Here is a 14,203-nt window from a genome sequence, read left to right on the forward strand (position 1 = left end):
CCCACGTCGGAAGAGAAACAAAAAGAAACGCAAATGCCCTGCGCGACGGACAGGTTGCATTTAAGTTGAAGTGTTCAGGTATCAGCAGAGTTATTGATGAGATGAATAATACTTAGCTTGCTTATAATGTACTAAGCAAGCTGTGCTATTGGCGGTTTAATTATAAATTTGTGGCGCTTGAGCGCCTTATTTTCAGGCGTCCGGCAAGCGTTAAATGGGTGGCGGCATCTTCCGCATTACAGAGATATTCCACCGCCAGTCTGCCGAGTTCACCATAAGGCAGCTGAATACTTGTGAGTGGAGGGGTCATCTGTTCAGAGATTTTCTGATCGTCGTATCCCGCCACCAGCATCTCCTCCGGTACTTGCACGCCGTGCGTGGAAAGCGCCTGATAACAGCCAATCGCCAGCCAGTCGCTGGCGCAGAAAATGGCGTCCGGACGCACCTCCAGCGCCAGCAGCGCTGCCGTCGCCTGATATGATTCATTGAACTGCCAGTTGGTCTGTTGTACCCATTCCGGCTGCGGCGCGATCCCCGCCTGCGCCAGTGCCGCCTGGTAACCGCCCAGACGCTGGCGTGTGGCCTCCATCCAGCTCTCGCCGGTGATATGCGCGATACGTTTTGCGCCCTGCTGAATCAAGTGACGCGTCATCTGAAACGCATTGGCGTAATCGTCCGGCACGAACGACGGCAGCAACGGGGAATCCGGATCGCGCTGGTTGAGCAGCACAATCGGCAAGCGGGTGCAGTCCTGGAAAGTGGTCATATCAACGATAGTGGTCACCGGCGAGGCAATGATCACGCCTAAGCAGTTGCGCTTTTCGAGCTGGCGAATGATGTTCAGGGCCAGCTCGTTATCGTCGCCATAGTCGTAGACGGTAAGCAGCACTTCGTTACGCCACGCCGCTTCCCGCGCCTGACTGATGGCATCAACAAACGGATCGTAACTTTGCAGCGAACTTATCAGCAGCGCGATCTCTTCCTGATTACGCGGTGAGTGTATAGCGGGCAGGCGGTCGTAGCCGAGCTCACTCGCTACCGCAATCACACGCTGACGTGTGTCATCACTGAGTTTGATATTCCGCGACTGGTTAAGCACCAGTGACACCGTCGCCTGAGATACCCCGGCGGCGCGCGCGATATCGATCATGGTGACTTTATTTTTCCGTTTCATTATCCCTGCCCCACGGCGAAAACAGCTTACATCATACCTGCCCTCGCCTCGATTCGGCAGCTCTGTGTGGGGTGGCTCACGTTTCTTCATCGCAGACAGATCAACTTTGTGACAGCCATCGCTTTTTTATGCGCCGCCAATTGCTCATTCATGCTGCGACTAATATTTATTAGCTAAACATTATCAACTGATGAGGTTCGACATGAAACAGCAATGGACTCCGGCACAAGCGCAGGAATGGTATCAGCAGCAGGGCTGGCTGTGCGGCTTTAACTATCTGCCGTCGAGCGCGGTGAACTGGACCGATATCTGGCAGAAAGAGACCTTTGACGCGCCGACCATTGAGCGAGAACTGGGTTGGGCCGCCGAAGCGGGTTACAACAGCCTGCGCATCAATTTGCCGTTTATCGTCTGGGAGCATGATCGCGACGGGCTGATAGCGCGTATCCATCACTTCCTGGAGATTGCCGACGGTCACGGATTCAGCACCATGCTGACGCTGATGGACGACTGCGGCTTCTCTGGCGATGAACCGTATCTGGGCCAACAAAAAGCCCCGGAGCCAGGTAAGCACAACAGCCAGGCGGCGGCGAGTCCGGGCCGGGCGAAAGTCTGCGATCGCGATGAGTGGCCGAACATTGAACGCTATGTGCGCGATATCGTACGCGAATTCAAGCGCGATAAACGCGTGCTGTTATGGGATCTCTATAACGAGCCGGGCAACCGCGGGATTTTCGCCACCGGCACAGTAGAAGTGCAGTACGACGAGAAGCTGGAAAGCTACGCCCACGAACTGATGCAACGCGCGTTCGAGTGGGCTCGCGATGAAGACCCTCAACAACCGCTGACCGTGTGCGCCTGGCGTCTGCCGCTTCAACCTGAAACGGAAAGCGAGCACTTCTATCAGCATCCGCTGGACCAGACCGCACTGGCGCTCTCCGATGTGGTGAGCTTCCACGCCTATACCAACACTGCGCGGATGGTGGCGATTATTCATCACCTGGAACAGTTGGGTCGCCCGATATTCTGTACCGAATGGCTGGCGCGCCATGTGGGCAGCACTATCGAAGAGCAGTTACCGCTGATGCACGCCGCCAACGTCGCGCCGTATCAATGGGGACTGGTACGTGGCAAAACCCAGACCTGGCTGCCGTGGCCTGTGGTGATGACGAATTCACCTGACTACTGCCGCCTGTGGTTCCACGACGTCTTTGAAGAGAACGGTATTCCTTTCTCAAAAGCGGAGATGGATCTGGTACGTAAGCTGAGCAAAATCGGCTTGCACCCTGCCCGTTAATCACACTCATGATGTTAGCTAACCCGGTGGTTCGCCACCGGGATGAAAGGTACGCACTATGGCAATTACAATGAAAATACCGTCACGCGAGTTGTGGTCCTATTTTGGCTATGGTTTAGGTCAGTGTTTTAGCTTTGGTTTAGTGGGTTCGTTCATTAACTATTTTTATACTGACGTGCTGGGGATTTCCGCCCTCGCCGCCAGTACCATTTTCCTTATCGCCCGCGCCTGGGATGCTATCCACGATCCGCTGTTTGCCAGCATCATGGACACCATCAACAGCCGCTTCGGCAAATTCCGTCACTTTATGCTGATTGCGCCGCTGCTGATAACCGGCGTCACCCTGCTGTCGTTCTATAAAATAGAAGCCGACACCACCACCAAAATTCTCTATGCCGGTGTGACCTATATTCTGTGGGGCACCCTGTATGCGATTTCCGATATTCCATTCTGGTCGATGTCGTCGGTGATGACCAACGACTCCGCCCAGCGTACGCGTGCCGTGACGGCCGCGATGCTCGGCGTTAACGCGGGTATTGCCTGCGCCAATATTTTCTTCCCTAAACTGGCGGCCTTCTTCGCGCAATACAGCAACGACAAAGGCTACTTTATGGCCGCACTGGTGATGATGCTGGTAGGGCTGCCGCTGATGCTTAACGGCTTCCTGCAAATTAAAGAGCGCGTGCCGCCGAGCCCGGAAAAAGTCACGATGCGGGATACCTTCCGCAATTTACGCCAAAATAAACCGCTGTTTATTATCCTGCTGTCATTCTTTTTCTGTGTTTTCCATAACGTGGCCAATGGCATTTATATCTACTTCTTTATTTACAACATGCACGATGCCAGCCTGCAAATGATTATCGGCGTGATGGGGATTGTCGCCGCCGTGGTGTGCCTGGTGGCGCCGATGCTGACCCGCAGGATACAGAAGCGGAAGTTGTTTATGATTTTCTGCGGGCTGGATATCGCGGTGCGGGTGGTAATGTGGTTTGCGGGCTATCAGCATACGGTGCTGCTGTTCCTGCTGCTGGGGCTGAGTACCCTTTTTGTGATGATGACCAATCTCCTGACCTCCTCAATGATTGCCGATACCATCGAATATGCTGAATATCACACCCATAAACGCTGCGCGGCGATTACGTTTTCAGGGCAGACATTTACCGGCAAGATGTCAGTGGCGGTGGGCGGCGGATTGATTGGGCTATTCCTGACGATGATTGGCTACGTGCCGCAGGCTCAAAGCCAGAGCGATGCGGTGCTGAACGGCCTGTTCTTTGGTATCTGTCTGTTACCGGCGATTGGCTCATTGATCCGTCTGGGCTTTATGTCGCGCTTTACCTTCACCGAGGAGAAGCACGCGGAGATTTGTCGCTTGTTGGCAGAACGGCGTCATGCACGTGATGATGAAGCGGAAAAACCGGCGTTGGACCCACGCCCGATTTCAGCGAATTGACTTGAGTAAATGCCCGGCGGCGCAAGCGGAGCGCCGCCGGGCATGAAAACTTACTCGTCGAAGTACCAGTAACCCTGGTTGATAAACGCCGTCAGCTCGGCGATAAACGCCGGGTTTTGCAGCGCATCGCCCAGTTCCTGCTGACCGAGTTCGGTGAAACGGCACAGCGCGTCGGCGGCTTTGGCGTCTACCGTCTTCCAGACTTCGCTGTTAATAAAGAAGTGTCCACCAATATTCAGCACGCGCAGGCCACTTAGACGAACCAGCGTTTCGCCGCCCGTCAGCGCATCCCGCACTTCTTCTTCCGCATACGGCGGTTCTGCCGGGGCGATATCCAGCTCGTGGCGCGGCGTAGAAGCGAAGCGGCCAAACCACTGGGCGAAATCTTCCGGCTGGCTGATAACGTCGATCATCATGTTACGCAGGCGCTCAAGCTCATGCGCCTCTACCTGGCCCGGATGCTCGCGCACGGTCAGTTCAGGGTCGCCGTAGTGCGTGCCACCGAGATCGTTTTCCAGCGCGTAGTCGGCAAAGCTGCTGATCAGGTCGCGGCCGTTCGGCCCACGGAAGCCCACGGAGTAGTTCAGCGTGTTTTCAAATGTGTAACCGTCGTGCGGGAATCCAGGCGGGATATACAGAATATCGCCCGGCTCCATTTCAACGTCGATAATCGCTTCAAACGGATCAACGTGCAGGAGTGCCGGATGCGGACAGAACTGACGCATTGGGATTGCATCGCCCACACGCCAGCGACGGCGGCCCATGCCCTGGATAATGAACACATCGTAGTTATCGATGTGCGGGCCAACGCCGCCGCCCGGCACAGAGAAGGAGATCATCAGGTCGTCCAGACGCCAGTCTGGCAGCACGCGGAACGGACGCACCAACTCCGCCGACGGCGCATGCCAGTGGTTGACGGCCTGTGCCAGCAGTGACCAGCCGGTTTCGCCCAGTCCGTCGAAATCCTCGAACGGACCATGGCTGGCGTCCCATCTACCGTCGGTCTGACGCACCAGACGGCTGTCTACTTCCGGCTCCATTGCAAGGCCTGCCAGCTCATCTGGCGTGATCGTGTCGACAAAGTTTGGGAAGGCATTTTTCAACACAACGGGCTGTTTTTGCCAATATTTCTCTAAAAACTCGGGCCAGTTAAGGTTCAGTTGGTTAACCATACAATCACACCAGTAAGAGGATAAACGGCAGTGATTATGCGAGAAATGGCCAGGTGCGACCTTGTTGAGGGTCAAGGGTTGGCGAAAAAATGAATCATCCCGCATTTTTTAGGGGGATTTAAGAAATCTTTAAGAACTGGTGAGTAAGATAATCCTTAAGCTAATGAACACGGAATACGTCACTATGGAACACTCAACAATGACGAAGAACACCACCCTTGCCCTGCTGCTGCTTGCCCTCCCTGCCCTGCCCGCATTTGCCCAGTCAAACCTGACCGGCTGCGCCGCAAAGAAGGACGACATCCAGCAGCAAATCGACTACGCCAAAACGCACAACAACAGCTACCGCATCGCCGGGCTTGAAAAAGCGTTGTCAGAAGTTAACGCCAACTGCAGCGACGCCTCACTGCGTGCAGATCGTGAAGCCGACGTGCGTAAAAAAGAGCAAAAAGTCGCCGAGCGTGAGCAGGAATTGACCGAGGCAAAAGCAACAGGACGCACGGATAAGATCCAGAAAAAGCAGGAAAAACTGGATGACGCTAAAGAAGAATTGGCCGACGCGAAAGCCGAACTGAATAAATAACGAAACCGCCAGGTGAAGTAATGTGTCCATCTTTCGGGGTTCACTTCATCCGGGCGGTTTTCTTTTGGTTAACGCGTCATGAGAAAATAAGACACTTCCGTGCCTGCCATTTAATATTAAACAACTCCATTCCCAGGCCACTTCTCCATCCATTATATAATCATCGGATAGTATTTGATGTACTGTCAGCGCCGCTGTTTTATCCAGCCTGACACTGTTGAACCCTTTCTGAATATTCTCTCAGTGGCAATCTTTATTTTCTATGCAATGCATTGATTTCCGCTTTCCCTTTGACAGAAGGTACTCACCGCTTTCATTTCCAGGTAAATCGAACGTATGAGTAAAAGTAAGAAAATTTTAAAAAATGCCGAGATAATGAGGATGCTCATTGTCCTGTCCTGCGCGGTGGCACTGATTTCAATGGTGCTGAGCTGGTGGCAAATCTCGACGGTCTCCCAGCACTACATCGCCGCCCGCGATCGCGCCGCGAAATTCAACACCATCAAGTTGATGCTGAATGCCAATCACCTGATGGGCAATGAGCGGGGTTACTCGAACGAGTATTTGCTGGAATCGGCCCAGGACGAGCTTCACGCCAAAACCGCCCTGGCGATGGCACGGGAGAAAACCGATGAATCCCTTAAGCAGCTCATAGCGATTCCCGAACTTTCCGATAAGATCGCAGATGCCGAAGAGGGTTTGAGCATCGCCAGACGCAAAGTCGATGACGTGATGGCGGTTCCAGATAAATCACCGACCGAAGTCTACCGCGCGATGAACGTCCTGCTGGACGCCACCAGTGCTTTTAATAAAATCACTATCTCGGTGTCGATGAATTATGCCAGCAGAGACATTGCGGGCACCGGCTATTTCTATACTCTACTTTCACTCGGGGAGATCAGGGATACGCTGGGCCGGATGGCGACGCCCTATCTGTACTCCTTGCGTTATGACATTCCAATTTCGTCAGCCGATATTACCGCCACCACCAAACGCCAGGCGCGTCTGAACGTATTGTGGTTGATGCTTGGCGGTCTGAAAGAAAATCCGGTGCTGAGCGGTGATTTGCAGCGCGCACGCGATGATTATAATAACAAAACCGAATTTCTGATTAAGTCCGTCGATAATCAGATGACCTATAACGGCCTTAAGCATATCGATGCGGTGAATTTTTCGATTCAATATCGCGAAGGTCTGAGCAGCTTCCAGCTCCTGGAGCAAAAATATCTCGATAATTTGGGCAGCTTTTTCGCAAACCAGACCGAACAATCCTTTTCACGTCTGGTCGAGGTTATCGTCTCTCTGATTACCCTGCTGTGCATCATTATCACCATCTGCATCTTTATTAATTTGCGGGTGCTGAAACCGCTGCTGACGCTGAACGAAACCATCCGCAATGTGATTGATGACAACATCAATAAAAAAGGCACCGACGCAGAAGATGCGGCGGAAATTCAGAATTTGTTCAAATCCATCGATATGTTAGACGGCGTGTTTAAGCAGCAAAAAGCAGAAACCAAAGTGCTGACCCGCAAGATGAATGAAGATCCGCTGACGGGGATTGGCAACCGTCGTTTCTTCAACGAACAGGTCGCTCAGCTTCCGGAACAACTTCCAGAAGGTGCCTCAATCTGGCTGGCGATTATCGACGTCGATCACTTCAAACGCGTCAACGACACCTGGGGTCATCCTTTCGGGGACGAAGTGTTGATTGGCCTGGCGCGCACGCTGCAAAGCAACTGCCGCGCCGGGGACTTTGTCGCCCGCTTCGGCGGTGAAGAGTTCGCGGTGATGTTCAACGCGGATTCAGAGATTAAGGCGCAAAGAATCCTCGCGCGTTTCCAGGAGAATATCCGAGCCATGCGCTTTGTCGCGCCCGATGGCAACCAGGTCGGCATCACCACCAGTTTCGGTGCCGTTCAGGTTGATGATGCCGCTCTCGAAACGCTGCTGGAAAAAGCCGATGCGGCGCTGTACCAGGCGAAATCCGACGGACGCGACCGCGTTTCGTGGGCTTAAGCCTGCTTAAACCTGATAACACCGCCCTGCAAAACCCTGTTCCTGGCGACGACGCTTTCCTCAATCGCCTGCACATTAGCGGTATCTTCAGCCTAAAAAAACGGCTTTCCCGTGAGGGAAAGCCGTTTATCAAAAGGTAATTAAAAAGAAAAGTCAGACGCTTTTTACCGATGAGCAACCGGAATATTGGCCGCTGCGGCAGGAGGGATAATGGCTTTTACACTCTGCAGCGCAGGCGTTGTCGGATGCGCGACTTTGTCTCCATCCTGGCCGAAGAAGTCTTTTAAGGTATCTGAGGCGGTTTTCGTCAGGATCATGATTTCGATACGACGGTTCGCTTCACTCTTCGGGTCGGCTTTATCAAGCAGCATCTGATCTGCCATGGCGTTAACCTGCAAAACCTTCCCATTTGGCATACCCGCATCTTCCAGAATCTGGCGCGCCGCCAGCGCACGATCACCTGACAGATTCCAGTTGTTGTAATGGCCAGCGCGGTACTTCAGTGCATCGGTATGTCCGGTGATGATCATTTTGTTATCCAGCGAATCAAATACCGGCGTCAGCTGGGTCAGCAGCGTTTTAAAATACGGTGAAATCCGGGTGCTGCCGACGGAGTACATCTGGCGATGCTTGTCATCTTTGATAAGCACGCGTAACCCCTGAGGCACAATTTCAATCTCGAGGTTCGCTTCCATCTTTGCCTTCTGAGCAATGTTATAGATGGTCGTCGCCAGTTCCCCTAATTCGTGCGCATTCTTCTGCTTCAACAGAGCGGTGTTTTCCGTGCTTCTGATAGGCATGTTCAGTTGATTATTCATCGCCGTACGTGTGTGCGTATTGGCTTGCGCAATCCTGTTCGCCAACGCCCCGTGGGCGCCCTGGGAATGAATCGGGTGCAGCGTGGCGGAGATGTTGTTGAGCGGGGTCATGCCGCCCCCGTGAAAGATGGACTGGTTGTACAGCGCCGCCACGACCTGCGCGCGCTCTTTTTTACTGACGCTGCCGACAATCCACAGCGTCATAAACAGCGCCATCATCGCAAGGGTAAAGTCCGCGAAAGCCACTTTCCATGCGCCGCCATGGTGGGCCGCATGGCCCTTTTTGACCTGACGGCGGATGATAGTTTTGCCGGGCATCCGCTCCCGACGACCGGGTCTGTTTCTTACACTCATTCCTGCTCCAGCATCGTGTTAACCCAAGAGTCGAGATTGGAGAAGGTCGGCTTCGAGGCCAGATGCAGCAATTTACGACCGGCATCCACCGCCAGCAGCGTGGGTTTGCCCGCCGCCTGCGCGACCAGCACGGTACGCACGCACTCCAGCAGCGAGTGTTCAGCTCGCGCCTGCAGTTCCATGGCGTTGGAAAGGGGGTCCATGATGCAGTAACAGATAAAGACGCCCATGAAGGTTCCCACCAGCGCCGCCGCCACTTTCAGACCAATCAGCGCAATTGAGCCGTCGATGGACTGCATGGTGATGATGATCCCCAGTACCGCCGCACAGATACCAAAACCAGGCATCGCTTCCGCCGTACGCTGTAACGAACGGGATGGCGTAAGCAGGGATTCTTCTGCAGTTTCCAGCTCCTGATCGAGAATGCTTTCCAGCTCGTGGGCGTCAATTTTGCCCATCGCCATCAGGCGGAAGTTATCGGCAATAAACGTCACCAGACGCTGCTGAGTCAGAACCAGCGGGTATTTCTGGAAAATGGTACTTTCCACAGGCTGTTCGATATGCTGATCGAGCGCACGCAGGCCGCCGTTCTGCACGGTTTCCAGCAGCTCATACAGGCACAGCAGCATTTGACGCTGGAACTCCGGTCCCAGTTTCTTTTTGCTGATGACGCCTTTGATCTGGTGGAAAATTTCCTTGAGAACGTGCATTGGGTTACCAATGATCATCGCTCCTGCACCCGCACCAATAATGATGATCATTTCCGCAGGCTGCCAGATAGCGACCAGCTGTCCCCCGGCTTCAAAATACCCACCGAAGACACACACCAGTACGACGAGTAACCCCAATATTTTTTGCATGACACCCTCAATTCCTGTTACTGGCAGCGTTATATCGCTGCCTGTTATTCCTGATTAAAATAGGCGTGGATCTTTTCCATGATCCGCTTATTCATCTGACAAACGCGGGATTCTGTCACCCCTAGTACCAGCGCTATCTCTCTGAGATTCATGCACTTCTGGTAGTACATTGCCAACACCTGCCCTTCGACCTCTGTCAGCTGCGCGAGTGCTTTGCTGAGGAGGTCCTGGGTAATGAACTGATCTTCCAGCCGACGGCCCTGGAACCGATGCTCGTCCTGATCGGTGGACAGCAGTTCGTCCAGGCTGGACATTGTTTCCGCGTTTTCCAGCTGGAGATATTCCTGGTACTCGTTGGCATCAATTCCGTGAGGAGCCAGTTCGCTCCACTCCGGTTCATGCCCTAACTGCTGGCGTAGAGTTCGGATCAAGTCTTTGATGCGATGGTATTTTTGCCGCAGCTGTCGCGGTCGCCAGTCAAGGCTGCGCAGCTCATCGAGGATCGCCCCACGAATGCGCTGGCTGGCATAACCAGCAAAGTTTTCGTCCGGTACGCCAAAACGGCGAATAGCGCTGAGTAAACCCATCAGCGCTATCTGTTCCATATCCTGGCGTTCAATGATGTGACTGCATTGATGCGACAGCTGGCGAACGATTTTCCGCACCAGAGGAAGCCAGGCCATGAGGTGCTGGTTTTCTTCCTGTGGTGTCATTTGGAGCGTTACCTGGAACGCGTGCCCTTCATACTCTTGCTGCATCGTTTACTTCACATTTCTCTACGGCCTGCTGTTACTGGAAAACCGCTTTGGTCACCAGAACATCACAGAATGGGGGGACCATATGGCGGTTTTGCAACTCGCTTTTCAGCGCCTTCGCCAACAAATCGCGGATCTCAGGGACCTTCATATACTGAACATCGTCAAAGCTTTTCTGCGATAAGGTGCTGACGATAATGCTCTGATACAGCGACTCATCGGCACGGACGATGTTCTGCTTATCTTTCTCGTTAACGGCTAGCGCCAGTTCCATCAGCACATAGTGGTGAGCACCGCTGCTGTCGCTGAGGGTCACAACCGTTTCTGGCAGGGAAATGAACGTCAGGTTAGTCGGGTTAACAGGTGCTTCTGCCTGGACAGGGCCAGACGTCATGTGTCCAAACTTGCCCGATTTCACGAGATAATAGCCCGTTGCACCGCCCATAAGGACGACGAGACAAGCACTGATAAGGCTGGCGGCAATAATTTTTTTCATTGTTTTATTTAAACTTTAAGCAGAACGCTTTCGTTCTGGGTCAATTCGGGAGCGTCGTCGAAATCCCTGGATGAAAGAATGGTGACTTCTTCATCCTGACGCTGTTGGTGTTGCTGCTGAGACTGTCCGTCAGGCGAAACCTGGACGTTCACTTGCATGAAGTTTTGCTGGACCAGGTGCTGACGCAGATGATCGGAGAACTGTTGCAGGGTCTTCATGACGTCGGCCTGACTCGCGCCAATGTGCACATTCAGGTTCTGGTTAGCGTCGAGATGAACGACGATCTCCAGTTTTCCCATTGAAGGGGGATCGAGACGAATGGTGGACATCTGCTGCTGGTTATCCAACTGAAACTGGATCCTGTCCTTGAGTATGTTATTCAGCTTCTCGCCCAGATCGTCCATCGAGGTATCGGTGACCGGCGTCGCCAGCACGGGCGACGGTGAATCCGTTCCACTCACTGGACGTGAAGTGAGATCGTTCATCGCGGCAATCGTCGTCAGCGGCGTGTCGTCTGGCTGACGGATGACGTTCACCGCATGTTGGGGTGCCGTCGTTTTCAGCACGGTATGCAGATTTTCATGCAGCGTGGGTCTGTTGGTGGTTGCTGTTGTTGCCGCTGTCGTTCGCTGAGTGCTACCGATGCTATGCAGGTTCTGCGCGGCAAGTTTTGCGAGCGTCGCTTGCTGGGCAGCGGTGCCTTGCGACGCCTGATCACTGTTTTTACTCAGTAGCGCCTGTAATGCCTGCGGCAACACCGGCTCCGATGCGCCTGCGTCATCTACTTCGCTTTTCGCAGACATCATCCCCATCAGCTTCACCAGGGTACGCGCATCCGCGCCCGCAAGCGCGGTGGTTTTCAGCATGGCAGAGCCCGAGCCGGGGGCCTCGGGATCCTTCGTTGCAACGGGAGGCGTTAACAAGGTCGCCATCAGCGCACTGAGATCCTGAGCGATAGCATCATCCTTCTGACTCTCTTCTTTCGCGGGCTGCGTGCGGTGTCGGGACACCACGCCAGATGCCGTGTTTTCGAGAGAAAAATCCCCCGAGGCATCGCTCTGTGTCTGAACAGCGGCCGAAGACTCCGGTTTTTCCAACAGTGCAGAGACTGCCGCTTGTACTGAATTCATGCCTGCTCCGTGAATAAATTGACCATCGAATAAGCCAGAATCCCTTCTTTATTGCTTTGATGCTCCGCCATACGCTCTTTCAACAGCGCGACGCGGGACTCCCGACGCTCAATAATGCTGCTGAACGCGTCATGCAGCATTTTTTTGGTGTGTTGCAACACAAGTTCAGAACGCTCCTGCGCTTCGTACTCGGCAAAGACCGTCATCACTTGCTGACGCAAGCCTGGCATCCGCCGCCAGCGTTGTTGATCGAGCGCGACATTCATCTCATCAATTAAAGCCAGAAGCTGCTTTTGTAACTGTTCACTGGACATCACGGCTTACCCAAGTTTCTTCGACAGACCTTCCCAACCTTCATGCAGGTTGCGCAGGATCTGCACCACCTCTTCCACTTTCTCGATGCTCAGCTCGCTGCTGGCTTCGTAAAGGCGGTACACGCAGTGGTCGTATAAACGGGCCAGATTCTGTACCAGCTCCCCGCCGGTTTCGAACTCCAGTGAGCTGGTCAGCGCATTGAGAATATCGATGCATTTATTGATGCTTTGCGCTTTACGCTCAAAGCGCTTGCCTTCGATATGGCTCTTCGCGCGCTCCAGTTCGTCGAGCAGTCCGGAGTACAACACCAGCACCAGATCGAGCGGTGATGCGGAAGCCGTCCTTGACGCCAAATCCATCTCTTTATATTGCGAATACCCGTCTTGGGAGCCGTACATAATCTTTTTACCCTTTTGTCTGGTCTGTGCCGCGTTAACCGAACGCCGCCATGCTCATTTTCATGCTGTACACTTCAATCATGGTGTTGGTGTACTCGGACAGGTAGCGCTCGTAGTCCTGTTCGTAGGTTTGTTTCAGATCGTCCGTTTGCGAATCGATTTTGTCCTGCTTGTCGTCGAGCGACTGCTGGCGCGTGGTGATGATGCCGTCACTGGAGTTGGTGTAGGTGTCCATCAGGTCATCGAACTGGGCGATCATCCCATCGTCGCCGACAAAGATATTGGTCAGCCCTTCCGGATCTTCTTTCATCGCCTCGTTAAAGGCCGTGGAATCGATGGTCAGATGGCCGTTGGAATCGAGCGTAATGCCGTAATCGACGATTGATTTGCCGTCGTAATCGGCATGCACAATCTGGTTCATCTGGCTGCTGAGTGATTTCAGGCCTGCGTCACCGGCAAATACGCCACCGGAAGAGCCGCCGGAACCGACATCGGTCAAGTCATCGATGGTATCGACCAGGGTGTTGTAGGAATCGACAAACACCTGTACCTGCGCCTGCGATGCCGAGGTATCCTGGGCCACAGTGAGCGTAACCGGCTCATCAGTGGTCACTTCCGAGAAGGTCATGCTGACGCCAGGGATCACATCATCGAAAGTGTTGGTGCTGCTGCTGATCTGCGGGCCATCGGCAGTACCAAGATGGATCACCGCATCCTGTGCAGAACTCAGGGTTTGTCCGGTGGTATCGACCGCCGACTGCAAATCGCTGTTGCCGGAAACCGACACCGAAAACGCGCTGGCCGCCCCGCTCTGGTCGGAGGAAAGCATGATGGTGTTGCCCTCATCCGTTTTCATCAGTGTGGCGGTGACACCCGGGTTTTCATCGGAGTCATTAATGGCATCCACCAGCTCGTTACCGTCGAGATAGCCGTCGCCATCACCGTCGGCTGAGGCCAAATCGATATCCATTGCGGTATCACCCATCGTCAGGGTCACGGTGCCCTGCGCCGGGATCGTGTCATCCGCCATCGCGAAGGAGTCCTGCTGTGTCTGCGCCAGCTGTGAGACATAGAAGGTATAGGTGCCAGGCTGCGCTTCAGAGTTGGCCGAGGCGGTTACGGAATCATTGCTGGGGGTGGCGGTATTGACCACCACGCCGTTTTCCGGATCGTTCAGGCCATCAACGGCGGTTTCAAAGTCGCTGATTGAGGTGGAAAGCGTATCCAGCCCGGCGTTTTGCGCATCGACATCCGCTTGCTGCTTCTGGACCTGGCTTGCCTGGGTGGCCACGTCGGCATAAGCCACTTGTTTCGCAATGGTTCTTGGATTAATCATGATAACTCCATGGGTGGTTTCATTTTAAAGCAATATCCGTGCC

14 protein-coding genes are annotated in these 14,203 nt (G+C 53.8%); 4 read left to right on the plus strand and 10 right to left on the minus strand.

Features of this window, described 5'->3' with window-relative positions:
- Positions 1 to 160: 160 nt before the first annotated feature.
- Positions 161 to 1,174: a LacI family DNA-binding transcriptional regulator gene (locus tag MUU51_RS20250; RefSeq protein ID WP_159773138.1), complete on the minus strand. Its 1,014-nt coding sequence runs from the start codon at positions 1,172 to 1,174 to the stop codon at positions 161 to 163.
- Positions 1,175 to 1,376: 202 nt separating this feature from the next.
- Between MUU51_RS20250 and MUU51_RS20255 the strand changes: the two genes are divergently transcribed.
- Together MUU51_RS20255 and MUU51_RS20260 are read left to right on the plus strand one after the other, a co-directional pair.
- Complete coding sequence (locus MUU51_RS20255) at positions 1,377 to 2,471, plus strand: cellulase family glycosylhydrolase (protein ID WP_159773136.1); 1,095 nt, start codon at positions 1,377 to 1,379, stop codon at positions 2,469 to 2,471.
- Positions 2,472 to 2,529: 58 nt separating this feature from the next.
- Complete coding sequence (locus tag MUU51_RS20260; RefSeq protein WP_159773134.1) at positions 2,530 to 3,924, plus strand: MFS transporter; 1,395 nt, start codon at positions 2,530 to 2,532, stop codon at positions 3,922 to 3,924.
- 50 nt (positions 3,925 to 3,974) lie between these two features.
- Here MUU51_RS20260 and MUU51_RS20265 read toward each other — a convergent pair whose 3' ends face one another.
- Positions 3,975 to 5,096, minus strand: coding sequence for a ribosomal protein uL16 3-hydroxylase (locus tag MUU51_RS20265; RefSeq protein ID WP_258968463.1), 1,122 nt, complete (start codon positions 5,094 to 5,096; stop codon positions 3,975 to 3,977).
- Positions 5,097 to 5,295: 199 nt separating this feature from the next.
- Here MUU51_RS20265 and MUU51_RS20270 point away from each other — a divergent pair, with 199 nt between their 5' ends.
- Together MUU51_RS20270 and MUU51_RS20275 are read left to right on the plus strand one after the other, a co-directional pair.
- Positions 5,296 to 5,679, plus strand: a complete 384-nt coding sequence (locus MUU51_RS20270; RefSeq protein ID WP_258968464.1) for a DUF1090 domain-containing protein — start codon at positions 5,296 to 5,298, stop codon at positions 5,677 to 5,679.
- Between the two features lie 381 nt (positions 5,680 to 6,060).
- Complete coding sequence (locus MUU51_RS20275; protein ID WP_258968465.1) at positions 6,061 to 7,698, plus strand: GGDEF domain-containing protein; 1,638 nt, start codon at positions 6,061 to 6,063, stop codon at positions 7,696 to 7,698.
- 164 nt (positions 7,699 to 7,862) lie between these two features.
- Here MUU51_RS20275 and lafU read toward each other — a convergent pair whose 3' ends face one another.
- The 8 genes from lafU to fliD are packed head-to-tail and all read right to left on the minus strand — an operon-like array spanning position 7,863 to position 14,160.
- Positions 7,863 to 8,870, minus strand: coding sequence for a putative lateral flagellar export/assembly protein LafU (gene lafU / locus MUU51_RS20280; RefSeq protein ID WP_258968466.1), 1,008 nt, complete (start codon positions 8,868 to 8,870; stop codon positions 7,863 to 7,865).
- Complete coding sequence (gene motA, locus MUU51_RS20285) at positions 8,867 to 9,730, minus strand: flagellar motor stator protein MotA (protein WP_159773111.1); 864 nt, start codon at positions 9,728 to 9,730, stop codon at positions 8,867 to 8,869. Before motA ends, lafU begins: the two co-directional genes overlap by 4 nt.
- Positions 9,731 to 9,774: 44 nt before the next feature.
- The gene (locus tag MUU51_RS20290) at positions 9,775 to 10,488 is read right to left on the minus strand and encodes a FliA/WhiG family RNA polymerase sigma factor (protein ID WP_258968467.1); all 714 of its coding nucleotides are present in this window, start codon (positions 10,486 to 10,488) and stop codon (positions 9,775 to 9,777) included.
- Between the two features lie 31 nt (positions 10,489 to 10,519).
- Entirely contained in the window at positions 10,520 to 10,981 is a 462-nt protein-coding gene (locus tag MUU51_RS20295; protein ID WP_258968468.1) for a flagellar basal body-associated FliL family protein, read from the minus strand.
- 8 nt (positions 10,982 to 10,989) lie between these two features.
- Positions 10,990 to 12,111, minus strand: coding sequence for a flagellar hook-length control protein FliK (locus MUU51_RS20300; RefSeq protein WP_258968469.1), 1,122 nt, complete (start codon positions 12,109 to 12,111; stop codon positions 10,990 to 10,992).
- A complete protein-coding gene (locus MUU51_RS20305) occupies positions 12,108 to 12,425 on the minus strand; it encodes a flagellar protein FliT (protein WP_159773099.1) in 318 nt (105 codons plus the stop codon). Before MUU51_RS20305 ends, MUU51_RS20300 begins: the two co-directional genes overlap by 4 nt.
- Before the next feature lie 6 nt (positions 12,426 to 12,431).
- Positions 12,432 to 12,824: a flagellar export chaperone FliS gene (fliS, locus tag MUU51_RS20310; RefSeq protein WP_258968470.1), complete on the minus strand. Its 393-nt coding sequence runs from the start codon at positions 12,822 to 12,824 to the stop codon at positions 12,432 to 12,434.
- A 34-nt stretch (positions 12,825 to 12,858) separates the two neighbouring features.
- Positions 12,859 to 14,160 carry a flagellar filament capping protein FliD gene (gene fliD, locus MUU51_RS20315; RefSeq protein WP_258968471.1) on the minus strand — a complete coding sequence of 434 codons (1,302 nt, stop codon included), beginning with the start codon at positions 14,158 to 14,160 and terminating at the stop codon, positions 12,859 to 12,861.
- Between the last annotated feature and the right edge of the window lie 43 nt (positions 14,161 to 14,203).

Source organism: Scandinavium manionii (assembly GCF_024764775.1).
Lineage (GTDB): Bacteria > Pseudomonadota > Gammaproteobacteria > Enterobacterales > Enterobacteriaceae > Scandinavium > Scandinavium manionii.